This window comes from Ruficoccus amylovorans (genome assembly GCF_014230085.1).
Lineage (GTDB): Bacteria > Verrucomicrobiota > Verrucomicrobiia > Opitutales > Cerasicoccaceae > Ruficoccus > Ruficoccus amylovorans.
This window is the reverse complement of the sequence record NZ_JACHVB010000020.1, coordinates 31296-54329: the sequence shown is the minus strand read 5'-3', so window position 1 is coordinate 54329 and position 23034 is coordinate 31296. Positions and strand designations below refer to the sequence as shown.

Here is a 23034-nt window from a genome sequence, read left to right as displayed (position 1 = left end):
TTAGTGCTGGTGGCCGCCGAACGAGCCTTTGCCCAGTTCGGCCTTGAGGGAGATCGGGTTCGCCGTGACGTAGGTCTCGCCCGGCAGCAGCCCGTCCTCCACCTCGAACGATTCGGAGTCGGCGTGCCCGAGCACGAGGGGGCGCGGCTCGAAACCCTCATCCGTCTGGACAAAAACGACCGGCTGCCCCTCGTACTCGACGATCGCCGCGCGGGGGACCACCACCGGTTCCTCGTGGCTGGCAATGCCGACCGCACCTTTGACAAACTGGCCCGGCCTCCAGGTTCCGTCATGGTTTTTCACTACAACACGGGCCAGGCCCGTGCGCGTGTGCTCGTCCACAACCGGGGCGATGTAGGCCACCGTCCCCCGGAAAACACCGCTCCCCTGCCCGCCGGAAACAAGCACTGGCTGGCCTTGGGTAAGTTTTCCCATGTCCCGCTGGTAGATGCGCAAATCGGCCCAGACGGTCGAGAGGTCAGCCACAGTAAAGATTGGCTCGCCCGCCTCAACCGTCTGCCCGAGCGAGACCTCGTACGCGGTAATGACACCGTCGAAGGGGGCCTTGACCTCAAAGGGGCGCAGCGTATCCGTGCTCTCAAGCGTGGCCAGCACTTGGCCCGCCTCGACCTTGTCCGCCAGCCGGGCTTTAATTTCCATCACCGTGCCAGCGAAGCGCGGCGTGACGTAGGCCACCCGCTCCCGGTTAAACTGAATGCTGCCCGGCAAGACGACCTCCTCGTGGAGCACGCCCGGCCCGGCCTGCCCGATCGTAATGCCGAACTCCTTCATCACCTCGGCACTGAGCACGACCACTCCTTCCTCGTGGTCGTGGCCATCGTGATCGTCATGGGTATCGTGCCCGCCCGCACTGGCGGCGGCATCATGGTCGTGGCCATCGCCCTCGGAATGATCGTGCCCCTCATGCGAATGGCTTCCGTGGTCGTGGTCATGACCGTTGTGGTCCGCTTCCGCGCGTAGAACGCCCGGCTGACCGAGCGCAAGGATGCTCGCCAGGTACGCCAGCAAACGAGCCGAACGCTGAAAAATATGCCTTAGTTCAAATGTCTTCATAGAAGTAAATGTTTTATGGATTAATACCGACTCGGGGAGTACTGCCGTGCGCCGGGCGATGCTCGCCCATGCCGGGAAACGCGCCCCCGGCGGAGGTCTTCCAGTTTCTCGGTCTCAGTTTTCCCGCGTGCAGGTTGAGGGACAGCCGTGGGTGCCAAAGGCGGGAACACCGTGACGGCGCGCCTTCTTGCCTCCGGCGTAGTGACGTTTATGCGCGGTGCAGGTAGGCTTCGCAGTGGCAGCTTTTCCGGCGTCGGCGCCAGCACTCGTGTCCGCGCCATGTGGGCGGGCCTTCTTGCCACCTGCTTGATATTGGCCGTGCTCGCCAGAGGCCGTTTCCTGAGCCGGTTGCGGTGCGGCGTCAGCCACAGTTGCGGGCGAACCTGAGCAGCAGGTGGGATTCGTGCTGGCCGCGTCAGAGTCCGTGGCAAGCACGGACGCCGAGCCGGCCAGCACCATGAGCACGGCAGCCCGGACGGCGGCGCAGGTTTGCTTCGAAAGGGCGGATGTCAGATCAATAAAGTTCATTTTATTTCGTGTATTTAATTTTGGATACATTCAGTTTAATACGAAAGCCCAGCGGGACGCGTGAGCGCCTGTATCTGAGCCTGCGCGGCGGCATAGCGCTGCAGGGCTACAAGACTCGCCTCGCGGATTTCGAAAAACGTCTGACGACTCTCCAGCACGGCCAGTTGCGTGTACTGCCCGCGCTCGTAACCGGCGGATGTGTCCGCCAGCGCCTGCTCGGCCCCCGGCAGTAAATCCGCCTGCACGGAGATGGCCTCGGCGTGCGCACTGACCAGCACCTGATAGGCGCGGTGCAGGCTCGTGAGCAACTCGCGCCGCAGGGCTTCACGCTCGTACTCGACAGCGCGGACCTGGGCGCGGGCGGTGCGGATGTTTCCCTGATTGCGGTCGAAGAGCGGCCACGGGATTTCGAATCCGGCCACAAAGCCGAAGTTGCCGTTATCCTCGTTGTAATACCGGCCACCGGCGTAGATCTCGAAGTCTGGCACTGCACGGGCTTTTTCCAGATCGAGCGCAGCCTCGCGGGTTTTCCGCAGGGCCTCGTAGCGCGCCAGCTCGGCGGTATTCGGGAGCATGGCCGCCAGTTCGCCGAAGCTGGGAACCTCCGGCTCCAGCACGACGCTGCCCTCGACTTCGAAGTCCGAAAAACTTCCCTCGCCCCAGAGCACGGCCAGGTTTGCCTTGGCGGTGGCGAGCTCGCGCTGCGCCTGCTCCAGAGCATAGGTCTGGCGACGGGCAGCGAGCGTGGCCCGTGTCAGATCGAGCTGCGGGGAGCGCGCCGCCTCGACGAGCCGCGCCGTCTCTGTCTCGCTCTGTCGGGCCAGGTCGAGCTGCCTCGCCCGGAGGGTGACAAGCTCCTGCGCCAGCAGCACATCGACAAAGGCCGCGCGCACTTCGGCCTCGACCTCGGCCACAAGCAGCTCCCGCTGCCAGTCAACCAAGTCACGTTCGCGCCTGGCGAGCGTGGTGCGCCGGGCACGCTTGTCAGCCGTTTCGATGACCTGGCTAATGCCGAGGGTCAGTTCGAGGCCCTGCACGCCCGTGATCGGCCCAGTTCCAAGGAAGTTCTCCGCCTCGCCGCCGATGACGGGATTGGGAGGGAGATCAGCCTGCTCGACCTGGCCCTGGGCCGCGTCAGCCAGCGCCGCGTTGAGCCCCATCCGGGGGTCGTTTTCCACCGCCCGGCGCAGGGCCAGCGGCAGCGCGATGACCTCGGGCTCAGCCGGAGGTTCTGTCTGCGCCGGAAGCACCCCCGGCGAGACGGCCCACAGACACAGGCAGGTGTATAAACATCGAAAAATAGTCATGGTAAATCCTGATTCGGTTGAAGAAAAACTATCCGGCCCACACCGACCGGCCTTGCTGCGCCGCTCACGACAAACGGCACACAAAATATGAGCTTATCTTCAACCCGCGGCTCGCAAGCCGCGCAGAATTCCCTTCTCGAAGAGCGTTCCGGCTCCGGTCTTTTGCACGGGCCGGACGGAAGCTTCGAATGCCGGTTTTTTTCCGGAAAGACAACGACGCCAGCTATGCAGCCGGACACATCGCTCCCGCTTTCAGGAGAAAACAACCGGGCCCGGGCCTTCCAGTATCGAAGACAGCTCCGGGCTCACCAAATCAGAGTCGCAGCACTACAGTCTGCGCCACCATCAGGCACGTATCCGTGCTTTCGGGAGGGCCCCGCGCCGGGTTTGGCCCGGCCTGCCACTGGGTACGCCAAGCCGGGGGGACGGCTTCCACCACAGTCGGGGAAACATCGGCTACCGCCGAAGCCGTCACATCATACTGACGCGTGGCCAGAAAATCCATACCGCTGAGCGCGACATCTTCACAGTCGCGACATTCCTCGGCGGACGCCCCTGCAGTATGGCAACAGGCTTGCGCGATCTCACTGCCCGCCAGGTGTGCTTCGCCCTCCTCGTGCAGACAGACCAGCAAGTTTCCCAGTGCGGCTACCAGTCCGTTGAGAACGATCAGGCAGGCGAGCATTATGCTGAGAATATGCTTTGTCGAAACAGGCATCGGATGCAGCAAGCGCATGCAGATCACCGCCCGAGTCAAGCCATTAACTTCGTTTCTCCCAACAAGGCATCACGGGGCAGGCGTTATGGCAACAGGCTTGCACTTTCCGGCTATAAATGGAGTCCGCCATCGACACGGAACGGTTTCGTAGGGATTTTTTCGACTTTGGTATCAAACACCGGTTAAACCCGTAGCACAGTTTCACCGGTTTTCCAATTGCTCTGAAGGCTGCTTCCGAAGACCCGCAGGTGATCGAGGCCGGACAGCAGCGGATCTTCACCGGGGCCGGGAGTTCCGCTCCCAGCGAGAGCGTCCAGATAGCCTGGCACCTTGAGAGCCTTTTCAACAAATCCCTTATGGTGTATCAGATGATTTTATAAAGCCATCGGAGAACGGAGATTTAAGGATTAAAAACTTGCGCTTGCAAGGACGGCGCAAAGCCTGAGTATCGAGCATGCGCGGGCGAGCCGTCGGCGCAGCGTTTTTAATCTCTTACCCTCCCGCCATGCCAACATCCGCTCCCGCCGATCAAACCGGCGACCCCGAGGTCGTCCATCAGCTTTTCGAAACGGTCCGCGCGGAGGTCGGAAAGGTCATCGTCGGCCAGGATGAGATCGTCCGCCTGCTACTGTTGAGCCTTTTCGCGCGCGGGCACTGCCTGCTGGTCGGCGTCCCGGGCCTGGCCAAAACCCTGCTCGTGCGAACCTTGGCCCAGACGCTCGATTTGTCCTTTGGGCGCATCCAGTTCACGCCCGACCTGATGCCCTCGGATATCCTTGGCTCGGAACTGCTTCACGAGCACGAGCAGCGGCTCCAGTTCGAGTTCAAGCCTGGCCCGGTCTTTACCAACCTCCTGCTGGCCGACGAGATCAACCGCACCCCGCCGAAGACCCAGGCCGCGCTGCTGGAGGCCATGCAGGAGCGCTCCGTCACCACGGCGGGCAAATCCCGCCCCCTGCCCAACCCTTTCCTCGTCGTAGCCACCCAAAATCCCATCGAACAGGAGGGCACCTACCCATTACCGGAAGCCCAGCTCGACCGCTTCATGTTCTCGCTCCACCTCGACTACCCCTCGCGCGAGGAGGAGATCGAGATCGTCCGTCGTACCACTTACGAATCCGAACCGCAGGCCGGTAAAACCATCGGTGCGGCCCAGATTCTTCAGGCCGACGAACTCCTGCGCGCCCTGCCTGTGAGTGAACATGTGCTTGGATACGCCGTCGATCTGGTCAAAGCCACCCGCCCCGGCAGCGTCAACGCCCCCAGCGTGACAAACGACTTTGTCGAGTGGGGGGCCGGTCCCCGCGCCTCGCAGTACCTGATCCTCGGTGCGAAGGCTATGGCCTTGTTCAACGGCAGGCCCACGCCGGAAATTTCTGATGTGCGCGAAGTTGCGCTCCCCGTCCTTCGCCACCGCGTGATCGGTAACTACCGCGCCACCGGCGAGGGCAAGAGCAGCTCCGATATTTTGCGGGAAATCCTGAAAATCGTCCCTGAGCCTGTCTATTGAAAATGCCCCGTTAACCACGGCAAGCTCACGCCCGCTCATGGACTCACGGCCCCCGAAACTTCCCGCCTCCGGCCCGCCGCCTCCGCTGGCCATGAACAAGCCGCCCCCACTGCCGGACGAGCGCGGGCCTTCACGGTTGGCCCCAGCCAAGCTTGAGCGTCCGCGCAAACGCGCCTCTGTCCTCACCCTGAAGGAACTGAGCCGCTACCATAACCTGCTGGTCTTCGCCCGCTCGCGGGTGGAGGGTTATTTCTCCGGCAAGCACAAATCCACCAAGCGCGGCGGCGCGGGCGAGTTCACCGACTACAAGCAATACGTTCCCGGAGACGACATCGGCAACATCGACTGGAAGGTCTATGGCCGCACGCGACGGCTCTACCTGCGCCGATACACCGAGGAGACGGACATGACCGTCTATGTGCTGGTGGACGTGAGCGCGTCGATGGCCTACCGGGGCGAGCGCCGCCAGCCGAAGTCCTTTCTGGCCGCGAAAATCGCCGCCGCCCTCTCCTACCTGATGATCCGGCAGGGCGACCAGACCGGGCTAGGCCTCTTCGACGAGACGCTGAAGTCCTTTATCCCGCCGGGCAGTTCCCAGCGCAAGCTGCACGAGATCGTGCGCACGCTGGAGGAGATCGAGCCCTCCAGCCGCACCGGGCTGGCCAACGCGCTACGCCAGGCCGAGGCCGTTTTTCGCCAGCGCGGGCGGCTGGTTATCATTTCCGATTTCCTCGACCAGCCGCAGGAGATTTTTGACACGCTGGGCCGGTTCCTGCACCGGCGTTTTGAAATCCTGCTCATGCAGGTGCTCGACCCCGACGAGCGCGAACTGCCCGCCCACGCCGCCGCCCAGTACGTCGATATGGAGACAGGGGCTCGTATGCGGGTCGATCCGCTGGAGCTGCGCGCCGCTTACCGCGAGCAGATGGCGGGCTTTATCCGGCGGCTGGAACGCGACGCCGTCAACCGCCGGATCGACCACTGCCTGATCGACAGCAGTTTTCCCTACACCCAGGCCATTGAAGCCTACCTCGGCTTCCGCAACGGTCGCCCCATTCGCTGAGCCATGCAGTTTCTCAACCCAGGAATCTTCGGCCTGCTGCTGCCCCTGGTGGCGGTGCCGCTGCTGATTCACCTGCTCAGCCGCCGGGCACGGCGCACGGTGCCGTTTTCCTCGCTCGAACTTTTACGCCAAAGCTCCGCCCAGCAATCGCGCCTGCACCGTTGGCGGCACCTGCTCCTGCTGCTGGTCCGGACGGCTTTCGTGCTGTTGCTGCTGGGGGCGTTCCTGCGCCCGGTCTGGCTAAAGTACGGCCCGGCCGTGCAGACCGACGCCGCCCGCAACGTCGTCCTCGTCTTCGACCGCTCGCTGAGTATGGAGGCCCAGAGCGGCGGCAACACCGCCCGCAGCCGGGCCGTGCTGGAGGCGGAAAAAATCATCGCCTCGCTCGACTCGGGGGATACGGTAAACCTCGTGCTTGCCGGGGCCGACGCCGACACGGCCTTTCTCTCGCAATCACAGAACCACGCCGAAGCCCGGCGCGCGCTCAATGCTCTCGGCCCCGGCTACGGTGAGGCCGATTTCGGGCGGGCGAACCTCGCCGTCACCCGCACGCTCGAAGGCATCACCGGGGCGGAGATTTATTACCTGTCTGACTTCCAGCGCACGAACTGGGCCAAGGTCGATTTCCGCCCGCTGCCGGTCTCGGCCCGTACCTACTTTGTCAATGTGGGCGAGCCGTCCATCCCCAATCGCGCCATCCTCAAGGCCGGGTTCGATCAATCCAACCTGCGCGAAGGCGATCTGGCCACGCTGAAGGCCACAGTAGGCAACTTCTCCGAGCAGCCCTTCGAGGGGCGACTCACTTTTCGGCTCGATGACCAGGCCAGCTTCGAACAGGAGACCACGCTCGCTCCCTGGTCCACGGCCGAGGTCAGCCTGCCGTTGGCCATTAGTGGCGAGGGCGAGCACCGGCTCACGGTGGAACTGCCCGACGACGCGCTCGAAGCGGATAATTTTTACTTCCTCACCGTACCCGTGAGCAGGCAGGAGGAAGTGCTTGTCGCCTCACAAAGCGGCGACGCCACCGCGGGCGGCCCCTATTTCGTGCGGACCGCCGTCAACCCCTTCCGGGGCGAGGCCGGGAGCTTCGCCCCCCGCGTCATCCCAACCGCGCAGCTCGACGCCGTGGCCCTCTCCGCCACCGCCAAGCTTATCCTGACCGACTCCGGCCCCTTGACCGAGGCCCAGGCGGCAGCACTGGCGGATTTTGTTTTCAGCGGGGGCGCACTCATCTGGTTCCTCGACGGCCCGGCCGAGGCGGAAAATGCTCGCGCCGTGGACAAGGCGATGGGTGGCGGGAAATTCCCGCTCCTGCTCGGCCCCCGGCGCGAGGCGGACGCGCTCAACACCGGCACCCAGCAGATTATTCGCGGGGAGTTTCGCTCGCCCTTTCTGCGGCTTTTTCGTGGCTCGGCCCGTCAGAATCTGGCCCTGCTGGAGATTTACGATTACTACCAGGCCTCGCGTTCCGGCGAGGGCAAGGTCCTGCTCAGCTTCGCCGACGAGACGCCCGCCATGGCGGAGTTCGGGCACGGGCTGGGCACGGGTATCGTGTTTAATTTCTCGCCCGACGCGCTCTCCAGCAATTTCGCCCGGCAGCGGATTTTTCCGGCCTGGTTGCAGGACATCCTGCGCCAGCTCGACCAAGGAGAAGGCCCGCCCCCGGCCAGCCGCGTGGACACGACACTCACCGCCGAGGTCTGGCCCGTCGACCTCCAACAGGGCGAGTTAAAAGACCCGCAGGGCGAGCGCGTCAGCTTCCGGCGGGAGGCGCTGGGCGGACGCATCGCCATCGCCTGGGAGACTCCGCGCAGCGGCTTTTACCAACTGAAGCTGGCCGACGGCTCGAAGCGCTACTTCGCGGTCAACGTCAGCTCCGACGAATCCGACCTGCGCCTGGTCGAGCCCTCCACCCTGCCCGCCTTCGAGCAAAAGCCGACCGTCGAGGTGCAGGGGCAGGCGGGCTTGCGCGAGGTGGCCAGCGGTGTGCCGCTTTTCCAGTATTTCCTGCTCGGGGCACTCGCGCTGGCCGTACTTGAACGGCTGATCCAGTTCCTGCTCATCCGAAAGGTCCGCTCATGAGCACCGGCGGCACGCTCGTCATCGACCCGGTATTTCCGCTGGAGCTGATTATACTGATCGCGGCGGCGGTGGGTGTGCTCGTTCTGTGGCCCGGACGACGCCGTGCCTGCGAGTTGGTCGGTCCGAAGCGGTACACCCTGTTGGCCGTGCTCCGGCTGGCCGGACTGCTGCTCGTGACCGCACTCCTGCTGCGCCCGTCGATTGCCGTCACCGAGTCTCCGCAGACGCTTGAGCAGAAATTTATCGTCGCGGTGGACACCTCGTCCAGTATGGCGCACGAGGCCGAGGAAGGCACCCGCTACGCCCAGGCGCTCGCCCTGCTCGACGGGGCCGGGTTGCTCGCCGCCCCGGCGGAGGGCACGTCCGACATCAGCCTCTACGCCTTCGACGCGCACGCCCGTCCCCTCAGCGCGGACGAGCTTCCCACTGCCCCCGAGGGCCGGACCACCGCCTTTAACACCTCCATCTCGGACATGCTCGACTCGCTCCGCGCCGGGCAGGGAGCCTACGGGCTGATCCTGCTCACCGACGGGCACGATTTCGAACTGATCAACCCGGCCAAAACCGGCACGGACGCCCGCCTGCGCCGCGCCCCGATTTACCCGCTGGCGCTCGGCACCGAGGGGCGCCCGCAGGATGTTTCCGTGCGCATCACCAGCTACCAGCCGTTTACCTACTTCGGGCAAAAAGCGCTCGTCTCGGCCTCGATCCGGCTGGTCGGCGCGGAGTACGAGCCGCTCACCGTCAGCCTGCTGCGCGAGGACAAGGTGGTCGAAACCCGCCGCCTCAACGCCGAGGAGCTCCAGCAACTCAACGTCCACTTCGAGGTACGCGAACCCGAGATCGGCCAGTACAAGTACGAAATCCGGGTCGCCCCCCTGCCCTACGAACGCCAGCGCGAGAACAACTCGGCCACGACCTTTCTCAACGTCGTCAACCGCAAGATCCAGCTCCTGCTGCTGGAGGGGCACCCGAACTGGGACACGACGTTTTTCCAGCGCGCACTCCTGCGCAACGACAAGATGGACCTTGACGCGCTCGTGCAGTACGCCCCGAACAAAATTCGCCGCTTGCGCCAGAGCGAATCTGAGAACGAGTTGACCGTCCCCCGGACCGTGGAGGACCTGCTTCATTATCACGCCGTCATCCTCGGCCAGGATCTCGGCCCCATGCTGGGCGAGGACGGACGCGCCGCACTCGACCAGTATCTGGAAAAAGGCGGGGTCGTCGTTTTCCTGCGCGGGCCGGCCTTTGGCAGCAGCGGCGACGACAGCGGACTGCAACCGACTGACTGGCAGACGCTGGAAAAGAAAAACTTCCAGGTCGAAATCGAGCGCGACGGCCAATCGCTCACGCCCTTCCGGCTGGTCGCCAGCGAAGCCGCCGCCGGGGTCAGATTTCCCGCCATGGCCGCCGCCCGCCCGAGCCAGCAACTCAAGCCCCTGACCGCCGTGCTGGCCAGCGCCGTACGCCCGCAGGGCGACCGCCTGCCCGCCATTCTTTACCGCCGCAGTGGACAGGGGCAGGTGCTCAGTGTCGGGGTGGACGGCTTCTGGCGCTGGGCCTTCAACGCCGGGGCCGACCTGCAAAACCCGCTTTACGAACGCTTCTGGGACCAGACCCTGCTCTGGCTGCTCTCAGGCTCAGAGGCGGCCACTGGCGACCAACTCACCCTGCGCCTGAGCACTTCGACGCTCATGCTGGGCGAGAGCGTGCACTTCCGGCTCAGCGGAGCACTGCCCGAGAATATGCCCAACACCGGCGTCACTCTCCGTCGCGAAGACGAGGAAACCGCCCGCCTCCAACTGGCGACCGGCCCCGGCCAGTCTCACCCGACAGCGACCTTCACGCCGGAACAACCGGGCATTTACACCGCCGAAGCCCGTTTACCCGACGGCACGGTGCAGACCTCGCGCTTCATCGTGATGGACGAGAACCTCGAAGACACCGATGTCGCCGTGGACCTCCCCTACCTGGAAAAACTGGCGGAAACCAGCGGCGGACGCATGCTCCAACCGGACGAATTGGCGGCCTTCATCCAGCAAAAACGCAGCGAAGACACCTCGGTCGAGCCGACCGTCAAACTGAAGGAAATCTGGAACCGCCCCTGGCTCTTTTACCTGATCGGCCTCCTGCTCGGCGGAGAATGGCTCCTGCGGCGAAGGTGGGGGCTGGCGTAGTTATTTATGGATACGTAGTTATTTATGGAAGTTCTTAAAAAAACAGTAACCGCGACCGAAAGGTGGAATCGCTATATGGCGAAATGGTTAAATGGCTAATTGTTCTTTTCTACCTTCAACATCCAACCATTAACAATCAGCCATTTGGCCATTCAATCTTCGCGGCGATAGTATTTCTTCAAACGCTCTATGGATACATCGGAAACATACCGGCGCTTCCGTGCGCGGCTCGACCAAGCCGCGCAGGTCTGGCGTCGTGAGCGGGCGATCTGTCTTGTGCTGCGCTCGCTCGTGTGGCTGTTGGCGGCCTGGCCGGTGTATTTCGTCCTGGATGCTTTCTTTCACCTGCCGGACTCCTGGCGGCTCGTGCTCGACCTGCTCTGGCTCGGGACGGCGGCGGGACTCGCGGGCTTCGCGCTGTGGAGTATCTACGGCCGCGTCACCCCGCCCGAGCGGATTGCCCGGCGACTGGAGAGCAACCATCCCGAGCTGGGCTCGCGCCTGATCAACCTGATCCAACTCCACGGCGATGCCGCCCGCGAAGGGCGTTCTGAGCTGACCCGGCGGCTGGCTGACCGCGCCGTTGCCCGCGGACTGGAGGAGATCGGCCCCGCTGACCTTGCCGCGCTCGTGCGCAGCCAAGCCCCCGCCAAGGCCGCCCGCCGCGCCCTCTGGCAATGCGCCCTCGTGCTGGTCGTGCTCGCCTGCGCCTGGCCCGTCACACGGGCCGGAGTGTGGCGCTACCTGCTGCCCTACGGGGATCACCCGGCTTTTGCCTTTACCCGCCTGAAAATCGCCGAGCCGGATGTGGACGGTTATTCGGTCGTTTACGGCGAGCCGCTGATGGTGCGTGTCGTTCATTCCGGGCACCGCCCGCACACGGTCAGGCTCAGCTATCACCCCGAGGGCCGCCCCGAAGAAACGACCATGCTCGACATGTTCGACCAGGGGGGCGACCGGGGCTATGTCCAGCGGATCGACCGTGTGACGGACAACCTCGTGCTCACCGCCGAGAACGATTCGGGCCGCGCCGTCTCCCCCCGGCGACTGGTCAGTGTGCTGCTCACGCCCGAGCTTCGCGAGACCCGGTTGACCGTCACCCCGCCCGCCTACACCGGTCATCAGCCGCGCACGCAGGCTTACTCGCTCAGCGACCTGCGCGTGCTTGACGGTTCCAGCCTGCGCTTTGAACTCACCTCCAACCGTCCCCTCTCCGGCGGACGCCTCCAACTGGTCGAGGCCGGACAAGTCGTGGAGACGGTGAAGCTGGACCCAATTGCCGAAAACACCGTCGCCGCCGAGTGGACGCCAACGCGGGGCGGGATCATGGTCTTTTCGCTGACCGACATCATGGAGATCGAGTCCGCCGCCGAGTGGAAGGCCGGGCTCACCCTGCTCGAAGACCTCCCGCCCAGCGCGGGCACGGACCCGTCAAAGGAGATGTTCTGCGTCATCAACCACCCGCTCGCGGTCCGGTGCTTCGCGGACGACGATTACGGCATCTCGCGCTTGCGCATCCACCGCGGGATCAACGGGCTTTTCGCCGCGCCCCTCAGCCGCGAGTATGCCGGGGCGCAGACTCATGTCAGTGAGGCGTTGGCCTTCGATTTCACCGCGCTCGGGGCGCAGCCGGGCGACACGGTGTCGGTTTTTGTCGAGGCCATCGACACGGCCCCCGTCCCACAAACCGCCCGCAGCGGCACGCTGCAACTGCACATCATCAGCGAGCAGGACTACAACGACTACCTGCGCCGCGAACGCGACATGAAGGACATGGAGGCCAAGTACCTAGCCCTGCGCGACGAGGTTTACCAATTGGCCAATGACCAGCGCACCCTGGCCGAGCAGATCGCCCAGTTGGAGGAAGCGCTGGCCGCCGCTCCCGACGAAGCCACCCGCGAGGAAATCGCCGCTCAGTTGGAAGAACTTAAAAAGCGGCAGCAGGCGCTCAACGCCTCGGTCAACGCCCTGGCAGACAAGATGGAACACTTTGTCCGTGAGACACCGCTCTACGATGTCGAGGACTCCTTCCGCGAAAACCTGCAACGCCGGGCGGACGAACTGCGCGCCTCAGCCCGTGAGAATGCCCTCGCGATGGCCGCCGCCCGTAACCAGCCGCTGCCCGCGCAAATGCGGACCATGCGCGAAGCCGCCCGCATGCAGGCCGAGACGCTCGACCCCTCCGCCAGCGACAAGCCCGACGCGTTAGCCGAAATGGGCGAAACCATGGGCGACTTGGCCGACCTGCACGAAATCATCAAGGACATGGAGCTTTTCCAGCTTCTGTATCAGGAGCAGGAGACTATCACCGAGCAGATGCAGGCTTACCAGAACCGCTACAACCTCACCCGCGAGGACCAACTCGCCCTGCGCGAGATGGCCGAACGCCAGCGCGCCGTCGCCGCCCATTTGCAGGGACTCGACCAGAAACTCCGGCAGGACGCCGAGTCGGCCCGCGAGAACTTCCCCAAGGCCGCCGCCTGCGCTGACGGCCTGGCCGATGCCATTCGCCGCGAACGCCTGCCCGCGCTGGCGGAGTCGGCGGCCACCGCCATGCTTGAGGGCCAGGGCGGGCTTTCCGCCGGGCGCTCCGAGCAACTGCGCCGCACGATGGAATCGCTCATCGGCGAGGAACAGTCCGCGCAGAGTTTCGGCCAGATGGCGGGCGAGCTCGACGGCTACCTCGGCCCCAGCCGTCGCGCCGGGGAGACGCTTCGTCAGATGATGCAGTCCCGGCGTTTCCGGCTCGGCTCCTCGCTCGCGGCCGAGTTCGGGATGGGCGGGCAGAGCGGCTTCGCCATGGCTTCCCAGCCGATGAATGTCTATGGCGGCGAGGCCAGCCAGTTTGCCGGGCCTCAAGGGCAGGGGCGGGACGCGCAGGCGGCCAGCGATCTGCTTTCAGGTGAGGACGGCATCGAGGCGGCGCTGGACCAGGTCGATGTCCTCGACCGCGTCCGTGCCTCCACCCGCGAGTCCGAGGCTATCCGCGTTGACTACCTGCACGAGGAGTACCGCGAGATCGTTAACGAGTACTTTGAAACCATCACCCGGGGACAACCGAATGAATAAAACACGCACGCTCATCACCGTCCTTTTCACCCTTGCCGCCGGTCTGCTACGGGCCACCACCGCCACACCGGACAACATCATCCCGATCCGCGTCGGCAACCTCGTGTACGCCGGCGACCAGTCCTCGGTTTGCTTCTCTGACCGCTTTCTGGAAACCGTTAACCAGGAGACAAACCTTACTGTCGATCCGGCCTTTCACCCGGTCAAGCTCGGGGAAGACCGGGTCTTTGACCACCCCTTTTGCGTTTTCTCCGGCGAGGATGTCTTTCAACTCACCGAGCAGGAGCGCCGGAACCTGCGCCAGTACCTCATGGGCGGCGGCTTCATTCTCTCCAGCCCGAGTTGCTCGAATGCCGACTGGGACCGCTCCCTGCGCCGCGAACTCAAGCTCATTTTCCCCGAGTACAAGCTCAAGCAGATCCCAATGTCTGACCCGCTTTTCTCGACCGTCTATGACATCACGCGGCTGGTCGAAAAGCACGGCAAGACCGTCATGCTGGAAGGGCTGGAGATCAATGGTCGCATCGTCATGATCTACTCCCGCGAGGGCCTCAACGACGTGGCCAACGCCGACGGTTGCTGCTGCTGCGGGGGCAACGAAATCCGCGAGCCGGTCAAGGTCAACGTCAACATCCTCACCTACGCCCTGCTCTATTGAACCTGCCATGAGCCGTAAAAAAACAGTCGCTCTATTTTCCCTCGTGGCCGTCGGTCTCGTCGGGGCGGCCCTGTGGGCGGGCTCCGCGCTGCGCCAGTCCCCGGAAGTGTCCGCGCCTCAGGAACCCGTCCCGCTTCGGCTCTTTTTCACCTGTGACACCAGCGGTATGCTCACGCCGTGCAACTGCTTCAGCGGGCAGCTCGGGGGGCTGACCCGGCTCTCCACCATGTACATGCTGACCGATGCCGACCACTCGCTCAAGGTGGACATCGGCGATGCTTTGCGCGGCCCGCAGGACTACAACCTGATCGAGTACCGCTACATCCTCGAAGCCTACGCGCAGATGGACTACTCCGCAGCCAACCTCGGGGCGCGAGAGGCCGCGCTGAGCCGGGAAGACCTCGCCCTGCTCGCCTCCTCCTCGCCCGTGCCGCTGCTGAGCGCAAACGTCCTCGACGCGGACACGCGCCGCCCGCTGGCCGCGCCCTACCTGGTGGTCGAACGCGCCGGGCTGAGAATCGGACTGGTCGGCGTGGTCGATCCGCAAAGCCTCCCCGACGGCCCCGGCGAGGGCGTCCTCGTCGAACCGATGGAACTGGCGCTCAGCCGCGTGGTCGGTCCGCTCGCCGCCGAAACCGACATGCTCGTGCTGCTGGCCTTCGCGGACGAGAACAAGCTCAGCGCGCTGGCCAACCAGTTCTTCGAAGCCGACGTGATCCTCGGCGGCGACGTTTCCCAGTCCGCGCAAAAACTCCTGCGGGCGAACCAGAGCCTGATTTCCTACGTGACCAACCAGTCGCGGGCGCTGGGGATTCTAGACGTGTCGGTGGAGCCCGGCGGACACGTCAGCAACACCGCGCACGAAATTGTGCTGCTGGAGCCGAACGTCCCGCAGGCCAAGTCCGTGCTGGAACTGGTCAAAACCTTCCGCGCCGAAGTCCGCGCCACCGACCTCGACATTGACCACCCCGAACGCGCCCAGGACGACCTGATCCCCGGCGTCAAGCGCGTGGCCGAATACGTCGGCACCCCGGCCTGTCTCGGCTGCCACCAGGAAGCCGCCCGTATCTGGGAGAACTCCCGGCACGCCCATGCCTGGGAAGCGCTTGTCGCCAGCGGCTCCGATGCCGACCCGAACTGTATCGGCTGCCACTCGGTCGGCTTCCGCACGCCCAGCGGCTACCGGCGTGAGTTCGAGGGGCGCAAGCTCGTCAATGTCGGCTGCGAGAGCTGCCACGGCCCCGGCAGTCTTCACGTCGAGCAGCGGCTCAAGGGCGGCCCGGTCAGCTTCACCTTCCGTCCGCTCGGCCCTGGCGACTGCACGAAGTGCCATTACGGCTCGTTCAGCCGTCCCTTCGATTTTGAAACCTGGTGGCCGCTCGTCGAGCACGGCACCGGAAACCGCCTGCCATGAGACGTTTTTTAACCGCCACCGCCTTTGCTATTTTCGCGCTTAGCCCGGCGCGGGCCGCGGAAACGGGCACAGCCACAGTCAACCCAGCCGCCACAAATGAATCCGCCAGCGGCCCGACCTGGATGACGGACTACTCCGCCGCCCGGCAAATCGCCCGGGGAGAGGAGTTGCCGATGCTGGTTTATTTCACCGCCTCGTGGTGTCAGCCCTGCCAGATGATGAAGGCCGTCACCCTGAAAACCCCGGAGGTCGTCACCGCACTCGGCGATTACGTCACGGTCCTGATCGACATCGACGCGCAGCCGCAGGTGGCCGAAGCCTTCGGCGTCTCCGGCGTACCCAACTTCCAAACCATCACGCCAGGCGGTCAGGTTGTCAGCAGGCTGACCGGCTACCGCGAAGCCCCGGAGTTCGCGCAATGGCTGAGCAAGAGCCGCACCGCCGCCGACCAGCAATGGGCGCTCGCCCGCCAGCAGATCGAAAGCTCCGCCGAACTTCGCGCCGTGCTGCGCCAGCGGCAGACAGCGCTCCCCGCCGACACGATGACGCGGGTATTCGCCCTCACAGCCTCCCGCGACCCGCTCCAGGTCCGGCTGGGACTGGAACTGCTGACCGAGGCCGCCCGGCGCGACCCCGCCCTGCTCTCCCCGGCGCGCTACAGCGAGGATTTGCAAGTCCGTGTCGTCGCCGCCCAGGTACTGGAGCGAACCGCCCCCAGCCTCGGCTTCGATCCCTGGCTCCCGCCTTCACAACCCGTCCCCCAGCAGGTGAAGTAAGGCTTTTCATGCAGCCATCTCATTACTGTTTTTCATTTACCCTGTCTAAAAAACTAATCAGCATGGCTGGCGTTCGATGGCACTCACGCATGACCAGGCCAGGACGCTTTGCCAGGAGTCCGAATTGCTGCTCAGGCCAAATCTCGGTCTGGGCAATTTTGCCGAACGTGCCTTTGCCTTTCTGCGCGCCCTTATCCCCTGCGAACTGATCGCCTTCGGCACCCTCTACTGCCACAGTCGCCAACTGGAGATTTGCGCGGACGAGGAAACACCGGACTTCCGCCCCGCGATCGAGCGCCTCGGCCACCTGATGGCCGGACACGAACTTTTTCACTGGAACCCCGACACAAACGAAGGCCGCCCCTTCATGCGGCGCGACTTTTACAGCGCCCGGGCCTTTCGTCAGACCGACGTTTACGCCGAGGTGATGAAGCCCCTCGGGCTGGACAACCACTGCGCCGTCCACGTTCCCGCCGGACCGGGCGAGATTTCCTTTTTCGGAATCGAGCGCAGGAGCGGACCGGACTATTCCGAGGACGAACGTGACCTGCTCATTCTCGGTCAATCGCTTCTGGGAAGTGCCCGCCGACTGGCTCGCGAACGTGAGCACATGCTCTGCGAAACCCCGTGCCCGCAGGCCCTGACCACTGCCGGGCTCACTCCCCGCGAGGCCGAAGTGCTTACCCTCGTCGCTGACGGCAAGGGCAACGAGGAAGTCGCCGTCATTCTCGGGATCGAGCTGTACACGGTTAAGGATCACATCAAGCGGATTTTCCATAAAACCGGCACGCCCAACCGGCATTGCGCCACCCTATGGGCCCTGCGCACGACTCATGCGGTACTGAGCCGCGGCGACGAGGCTTGTTCGCACGCTATCAAGGTGCGCGTGCGCGGCGAGCTGCCCGGCTTCGCCTGATCGCCCCCCCTCCAAAGGGGGATAGACGCCTCAGCCCGGTTTTGATAAAGTGACGGCTCGGAACTACCGGTCGCACCCTCTCACGCCTGCCCATAATAAATTGGTCAGGGGCCCGTTGCGATTGCTTCGTTTCGGGCGTTGTGACCGCACCAGCCGTCCGCATCCCGCAATGGAGATAAAGTCCGGTCCGACTAACCAGAATTCACCTGATCTATCGCTATGTTTGATACCTGCCGACCCTCCATAAAGGAAAACGCGCCGCGCCGCGCCTCATCGTCCGCCCTTGGCCTGCTGAGCCTGAAATTCGCCCGCGACAAGCAGTCCGCGCTACGGGTTATTTTCTGCCTGCTCGGAAGCTCGCTGGCCAGTGCCTCAGTCACACCCACCGGCAGCACTTACCCGACAACGGGTGAGGCCTTCTGGAATAGCGGCGGCGACAGCGGAACCGATATGTATATCGGCTATGATGATCTGGGAGAAGTCACCATCGACGGCGGCTCCAGCCTGGCCAGTAACCATACGTACCTCGGCTACCAATCTGCCGCTATCGGCAAGCTCAACGTGCAAGGCGAGGACTCCAGTTGGACCGGCGCAGGCTTTACCAGCATCGGCTATGACGGGGTCGGTGTGCTTAATATTTCCGGCGGCGCCACCGTCAGCACCAGCACGAGCAACATCGGTTACGTCGGCACCGGTACAGTCACGATCAAGGACGCCGACTCGGTCTGGGCCACGACCGGGAATCTCACCGTTGGCGAGTACGAGGATGGCATACTCTTTGTCGAGGCCGGGGCCGGTGCATCTGCCAGCAACGTAACCATCGGCGTTAACAATGGCAGCGAAGGCTTCGTTTCCGTGGATGGTCTCGGCGCTGAATTCAAGGCCTGGAACAGCCTGTACGTCGGCTCGGAAGGCGCAGGTATCCTTACCGTGACAAGCGGTGCCAGCCTGACCACTAACATCGGCGTCCTCGGTTATTCCAGTGGCAGCACAGGAGTCATATTGGTCAAAGACAGTGGATCAACCTGGACAAGCACAGATGATATTTACCTTGGAAATGAGGGTGAAGGAACCCTCGTCGTGACGAATGGCGGTTCGGTCAACACCGGGGGCGATGTCATTATATCCGCCAACGGCACGCTCAACCTGGGCGTTTCCCAAGGCCACACGCTTGTGACGGCGGAAGGGATCGACAACGCGGGCACGATCAATCTCTTCTCCCTCGGCAACCTGGGCGCGGGCGTGTACCTGCCGCTCAGTCTCGACGAACCGATTGACAACACCGGCACGATCCGTGCCTATGGCGGCACCTGGAACGGCTCGGCGTTGAACGTCAGCGCACCAACCGCCTACCTCACCGCGCTGACCTCGACTGCGCTCTCGGGCATGCGCTATGTTGTGGACGATGGCGCATTGGTCGTTGCCCTCGCCGACGACGCCGGCACCGGCGATCTCAGCGTGACTGCCACCAGTGGCCCTGCCGGAGACTTCGATTACTCCGCCGCCTATATCGTTTCTCTCAGCTCCACCGGTGAGGAAACCGTGCTGCTGTCTTTCCGTACAGTCTCAGTAAACGAAGAGTCAGAACTGACCTTCTGGACCTACGACGGCGAAGCGTGGATCGAAACTCCCGACCAGGTTTTTGACAGCTACGAGGAGGGCTATTACAACCTGCTGGTCAGTGGAAACGGCACCTACGCCGTCACCGAAGTGCTCGTGCCCGAACCGGCGGACATCGCCCTGGGCGCGGGCTTGCTCGGGCTGGCTTGCTCGGTGTGGCTGCGCCGGCGTTCCCGCCGCACGGCCTGAGCCGACCTTTCCTCTTAGTGTAAGTGTATAAACCATCGCAGGAGCCGGGGGGCGCACTTACGCCCCCGGCTCATAGCGGTAGCCATGCCCGTGCACGGTCAGAAGCGTACCGGGGCGCGCCGGATCTGACTCCAGCTTTTTGCGCAACTGGGCCATATGCTGATCCAGCGTGCGGGTGGTTCCCAGGTAGTCAATGCCCCAGGCGGCGTTGAGTAAGGCGTCGCGGCTGAGAGCTTCGCCCGGATGCCGGTGGAAGTACTGGACAAGCTTCATCTCGCGCGGGGTCAGCGCCACGGCCTCACCGCCGACCACGGCCTCCATCCGCTTCGGGTCGATCCGTGCCGTGCCGAAATCAAAGGGTTCGCTTTCCGGCTCCGCTTCCTCCTGCGGACCGCTACGGCGCAGGACCGCCGCGATCCGCGCCAGCAGTTCGCGCACCCCGAAGGGTTTGGTGATGTAATCGTCCGCTCCCAGTTCGAGGCCGACCACTTTGTCGATCTCCTCGCCCTTGGCCGTGAGCATAATAACCGGCACCCGGCTGTCGCGGCGGCGCACCTCGCGGCACACCTCATAGCCGCTGAGCGCGGGCATCATCACATCAAGCAGGATCAGGTCGAACCCGCCCTGCTTCGCCAACGCCAGGGCGGACTGCCCGTCGTTGGCGGCGAGGACTTCATAGCCCTCGCTTTCGAGAACATCGACGAGCCCGGTGCGGATGTTGGCGTCGTCTTCGGCGATGAGGAGGCGGCGGCGTTTCATGAGTTTGCAAGGGGTAAAGTGATAACAAAGCGGCAGCCGTTTTTTTCGGCGGAGAGTAGTTCGATGTCGCCGCCCAAATCCCGCAACAGCCCCCGGCAGATCGACAACCCCAGCCCGGAGCCGGGCGTGGCGGCGGTCAGGCTCTCGTCCAGGCGTTGAAAAGCCCCGAAGGCCCGCTCCCGGTCACGCGTCGGGATGCCCGGGCCGCGATCCTCAACCAGCAGGCGTAGCCGCCCCCCGGACGCAGACTCCAACGCGATGCGCAGGAGCTTCCCTCCGGCGGCGTACTTGAGGGCATTGTCCACGAGATTGAGCAAGACCTGTCCAAGCGCGTCGCGGTCGCTGTGGGCGAGTAACGGCACGGCGGGAGTTTCCCGGAAAATTTCCATCCCGGCCTCGCGCAAGCGTGGGCCGAGTGTCTCCAGCACCGACGCCACCACGGCGGCGACATCGACCGGCTCAAGCCGGTACTTCTTGCGGCCCTGCTCCAGACGGCTGAAATCGAGCACATTGTCCACCAAGCGGCTCAGGCGCTGCGTCTCGGCGGTAATTGTCCCGAGATAGCGCGTGCGGCGTTCCTCGTCCGTCACGCGGCCCTCCTCCAGCATCTCGGCGTACATGCGGATGGTGGTCAGAGGGGTGCGCAGCTCATGGGAGACATTAGAAACAAAGGTCGTCTTGCGGGCGGCTTCGCGTGCGTCCCGGCGGGCCTGCAATAACAGTAACGTCCCCGCCCCGAGCGTGGCCGCGCACAGCACCGCCACCAGCAAGCCGCCCAGCAAAAAGAACCCGCGTCCTCCCCCGACGGGGCCAGGAGGGACGCCGAGCCGCCAGCCGGGAAGCTCGGTGCCGACCGCGATTGTATCCATTTTTCGATACACCGACTCCCCGCCCGAACCGTAGCGGGAATAGGCATCGAAAACCGCAACGCCGTCGGGGCTGAGCAGGCTCGCGCTGTTCCACCCCTCGGGAATCGCGCCCCGAAGCTGGACGAGCACGGCGTCCCTTTCCAACAGCACCGCCGTCACACGTCCGTCCGGTACGAGTTGATACCAGGCCAGCCAGCCGGGCTGGCCGTCGGTCCGCTCGACCCAGCCGGAACGCGCCTGCGTCCGGTCTACGAAAATTCCATCAAGGAGATCATTTTGAGGTAAAAGCAAAGCCGGTCGTTGCTCCGGCACCGAGAGCGACACGGGTGAGGCTTCGGGCATCCACTCCAGTTGCCCGCCCGCGGCCAGCATCGAGTCGGTATCGCCGCCCACATCCAGGACGGGGGAAGCGGCACCGGGCGGAGAATCAGTGTTACGTCCAGGGACCGGCTGGCTCGTATCCGCAAGTATCGCGGTCGTGGCTTGCACACTCCCGGCACTCACTCCGCGCCGCGCTGAGATAGCGTCGGCGTCACTGGCCACCGCGACCTCGGTGCCAACCGTATCCGACGGAGCCAGTTCCGTCTTGGCCGACAAGGCCCGCGATTGCATCTGCTGGTTTTCCGAGACCGCTTGAGCCTCCTGCACTTCCTGCGCGCGTTGCAGGTTGAGCGCCAGCACGTTCTGCTGTGAAATCTCGCGGATGCTCTGGCGGCTGGCTTTCACGTTGGCGTAAGAGCCGCTGGACGCTTCTCCAACGCTCGCGTCGGCATCCCGCTCCAGCTCGTCCGGAGCGAAGGCTGTCGCCACTGGCGCAAACTCTGGTGCCCCGTCTGCGGAAGCCTTGGCAAGATCACCAGCGGCGGTAGCCGTGCTGACGTTTTCCGACTCGGGAGCTGGCTGGTTCCACGGGAGTTCTTTCCGGCCCGACAGGTAGTGGTAGGCAAATACTTCGTCGGTCGGCTCGACGGCGATTTTTCTCCCATCCAGCGAACGCGGCGAGCGGTCACCCGTGCCGCTCTCGCCGCCGGAGGTTTCCCCGAAAGCACCGCCTTCCACCATGAGAGATCCGTCTGACTCCCAGACCGCGAAGGCACCTACAAAAGGATTGCTCTCTACCAACTCGCGTAAGCGGGCCTGCTCGTCGCCGGGGCCGGAAGCGGCTTCGAGCGCTTGCATGACGCCGGTCTTGATCTCGGCCATGATGAGGTCGAGATTGTCGGCCACGGTACGGGCGCGGGCCTGCTCCGACTCGCGGGCCAGCGTGTCGAGCCGCGATTGCTCGCGGCCCAGCAGCCAGAACGCGAGCGCGCCGACCGCCAGGGTCGGAAGCACAAGGCCCAGCCAGGCCAGCACATGTCGGCGCGCTTTCATCGTATCTGGTATTGGTGAGAATGGCCGCGCGGGCAATCTTTCTTCACGCCCGCGCGGGGAAGCCGGTCCGAAAGAGACACTCGACGGCCCAGCCCCGGCGGGGTTCAGCGCCCGTCTTCCGGCACGGTGACGAGGGAGAAAGACACATCGACGCTGGCTCGGACGGCGATTTTGCCAAGCTGGATGTCGCCGGGAACACCCGCGCCCGAAGCGGTTACGGACTGGATACTGTTCTGAGTCATGGCAAGGTTACGCCCGCCACTGCGGCCCCAGTCGGCATCGCAGTAAAACCACCAGCGGTTGCCGTCGTTGGCATTGATGCGAGTCGGCGGGCCGAGGCGAGAGCCAAGCGCGGCTGTCAGGGCCTCTGCTTTTTCTCGGGCCGCGGTGATCGCCTCCTGCCGGGCCTGGTCACGGTACTTGCGCAGCTCGCTCGTCTCAAACTCGACGCCATGCACGTAGTTGACACCTGCCGCCAGCGCCGCGTCCACCACCCGCTCCAGCTGGGCCTTGTCCTTGAGGGTGACGACGAAGCCGTTGCGCGAGAAATAGCCGGTGAAGACGTTCTCGCTGTTGCGCCACTCGTAGCGCGGCTCGACGCTGAGGTAGTCAGTCTTGATGTCCTTGTCCTCCACCCCAAGGTGGCGGAAGGACTCCAGCGCGCGCTTGAGTATGGCGCGGTTCGCGGCCTGCGAAGCCGCCAGGTCCATGTCGCGGGTTTCTATCCCGAAGTTGACCTTGATCGTGTCCGGCACGACATAAACCGTGGCCTCCCCACTGACCGAGATATTTCCGGTCGCTGGGTTGGTTGAGTAGGTGTAGTCCTGCGCCAGCGTAGCGAGCGGCAGACACAGGACCAGGGTTGCGAGGGTCTTTTTCATCATGTGTATTTTCGTTAAAGATTCTTGTTAATGCCCGTGCGAATAAA

The 23034-nt window shown here is 64.1% G+C and carries 17 protein-coding genes; 10 read left to right on the top strand and 7 right to left on the bottom strand.

Features of this window, described 5'->3' with window-relative positions; all coding sequences use genetic code 11:
• From H5P28_RS06715 to H5P28_RS06700, 4 genes are all read right to left on the bottom strand, one after another.
• Window positions 1–1074 (bottom strand): efflux RND transporter periplasmic adaptor subunit, encoded by a 1074-nt coding sequence (locus H5P28_RS06715; protein WP_185674938.1) that lies wholly within the window; start codon window positions 1072–1074, stop codon window positions 1–3.
• Window positions 1075–1188: 114 nt separating this feature from the next.
• Window positions 1189–1602 carry a hypothetical protein gene (locus tag H5P28_RS06710; RefSeq protein ID WP_185674937.1) on the bottom strand — a complete coding sequence of 138 codons (414 nt, stop codon included), beginning with the start codon at window positions 1600–1602 and terminating at the stop codon, window positions 1189–1191.
• A 35-nt stretch (window positions 1603–1637) separates the two neighbouring features.
• Complete coding sequence (locus H5P28_RS06705) at window positions 1638–2909, bottom strand: TolC family protein (RefSeq protein WP_185674936.1); 1272 nt, start codon at window positions 2907–2909, stop codon at window positions 1638–1640.
• 313 nt (window positions 2910–3222) lie between these two features.
• Window positions 3223–3627 (bottom strand): hypothetical protein, encoded by a 405-nt coding sequence (locus tag H5P28_RS06700; protein ID WP_185674935.1) that lies wholly within the window; start codon window positions 3625–3627, stop codon window positions 3223–3225.
• A 505-nt stretch (window positions 3628–4132) separates the two neighbouring features.
• Between H5P28_RS06700 and H5P28_RS06695 the strand changes: the two genes are divergently transcribed.
• The 10 genes from H5P28_RS06695 to H5P28_RS06650 all read left to right on the top strand — a co-directional run bounded on the left by H5P28_RS06695 (window position 4133) and on the right by H5P28_RS06650 (window position 19104).
• Window positions 4133–5137, top strand: coding sequence for an AAA family ATPase (locus tag H5P28_RS06695; RefSeq protein ID WP_185674934.1), 1005 nt, complete (start codon window positions 4133–4135; stop codon window positions 5135–5137).
• Between the two features lie 37 nt (window positions 5138–5174).
• Window positions 5175–6200 carry a DUF58 domain-containing protein gene (locus tag H5P28_RS06690; protein WP_185674933.1) on the top strand — a complete coding sequence of 342 codons (1026 nt, stop codon included), beginning with the start codon at window positions 5175–5177 and terminating at the stop codon, window positions 6198–6200.
• Between the two features lie 3 nt (window positions 6201–6203).
• The gene (locus H5P28_RS06685; protein ID WP_185674932.1) at window positions 6204–8282 is read left to right on the top strand and encodes a vWA domain-containing protein; all 2079 of its coding nucleotides are present in this window, start codon (window positions 6204–6206) and stop codon (window positions 8280–8282) included.
• Window positions 8279–10462, top strand: coding sequence for a VWA domain-containing protein (locus H5P28_RS06680; protein ID WP_185674931.1), 2184 nt, complete (start codon window positions 8279–8281; stop codon window positions 10460–10462). Before H5P28_RS06685 ends, H5P28_RS06680 begins: the two co-directional genes overlap by 4 nt.
• 189 nt (window positions 10463–10651) lie before the next feature.
• Window positions 10652–13531 carry a hypothetical protein gene (locus H5P28_RS06675; protein ID WP_185674930.1) on the top strand — a complete coding sequence of 960 codons (2880 nt, stop codon included), beginning with the start codon at window positions 10652–10654 and terminating at the stop codon, window positions 13529–13531.
• The gene (locus H5P28_RS06670; protein ID WP_185674929.1) at window positions 13524–14189 is read left to right on the top strand and encodes a DUF4159 domain-containing protein; all 666 of its coding nucleotides are present in this window, start codon (window positions 13524–13526) and stop codon (window positions 14187–14189) included. Before H5P28_RS06675 ends, H5P28_RS06670 begins: the two co-directional genes overlap by 8 nt.
• Before the next feature lie 7 nt (window positions 14190–14196).
• Entirely contained in the window at window positions 14197–15603 is a 1407-nt protein-coding gene (locus tag H5P28_RS06665) for a multiheme c-type cytochrome (RefSeq protein WP_185674928.1), read from the top strand.
• Window positions 15600–16379, top strand: a complete 780-nt coding sequence (locus H5P28_RS06660) for a thioredoxin family protein (protein ID WP_185674927.1) — start codon at window positions 15600–15602, stop codon at window positions 16377–16379. The genes H5P28_RS06665 and H5P28_RS06660 overlap by 4 nt, the downstream gene beginning before the upstream one ends.
• A 76-nt stretch (window positions 16380–16455) precedes the next feature.
• The gene (locus H5P28_RS06655) at window positions 16456–17295 is read left to right on the top strand and encodes a helix-turn-helix transcriptional regulator (protein WP_185674926.1); all 840 of its coding nucleotides are present in this window, start codon (window positions 16456–16458) and stop codon (window positions 17293–17295) included.
• Window positions 17296–17514: 219 nt separating this feature from the next.
• Complete coding sequence (locus H5P28_RS06650) at window positions 17515–19104, top strand: hypothetical protein (RefSeq protein ID WP_185674925.1); 1590 nt, start codon at window positions 17515–17517, stop codon at window positions 19102–19104.
• Window positions 19105–19161: 57 nt separating this feature from the next.
• Here H5P28_RS06650 and H5P28_RS06645 read toward each other — a convergent pair whose 3' ends face one another.
• The 3 genes from H5P28_RS06645 to H5P28_RS06635 form a co-directional block, all read right to left on the bottom strand.
• Entirely contained in the window at window positions 19162–19863 is a 702-nt protein-coding gene (locus H5P28_RS06645) for a response regulator transcription factor (protein WP_185674924.1), read from the bottom strand.
• Window positions 19860–22106, bottom strand: a complete 2247-nt coding sequence (locus H5P28_RS06640; protein ID WP_185674923.1) for a sensor histidine kinase — start codon at window positions 22104–22106, stop codon at window positions 19860–19862. The genes H5P28_RS06645 and H5P28_RS06640 overlap by 4 nt, the downstream gene beginning before the upstream one ends.
• A gap of 104 nt (window positions 22107–22210) precedes the next feature.
• Window positions 22211–22990, bottom strand: a complete 780-nt coding sequence (locus H5P28_RS06635; RefSeq protein ID WP_185674922.1) for an SIMPL domain-containing protein — start codon at window positions 22988–22990, stop codon at window positions 22211–22213.
• Window positions 22991–23034 lie beyond the last annotated feature (44 nt).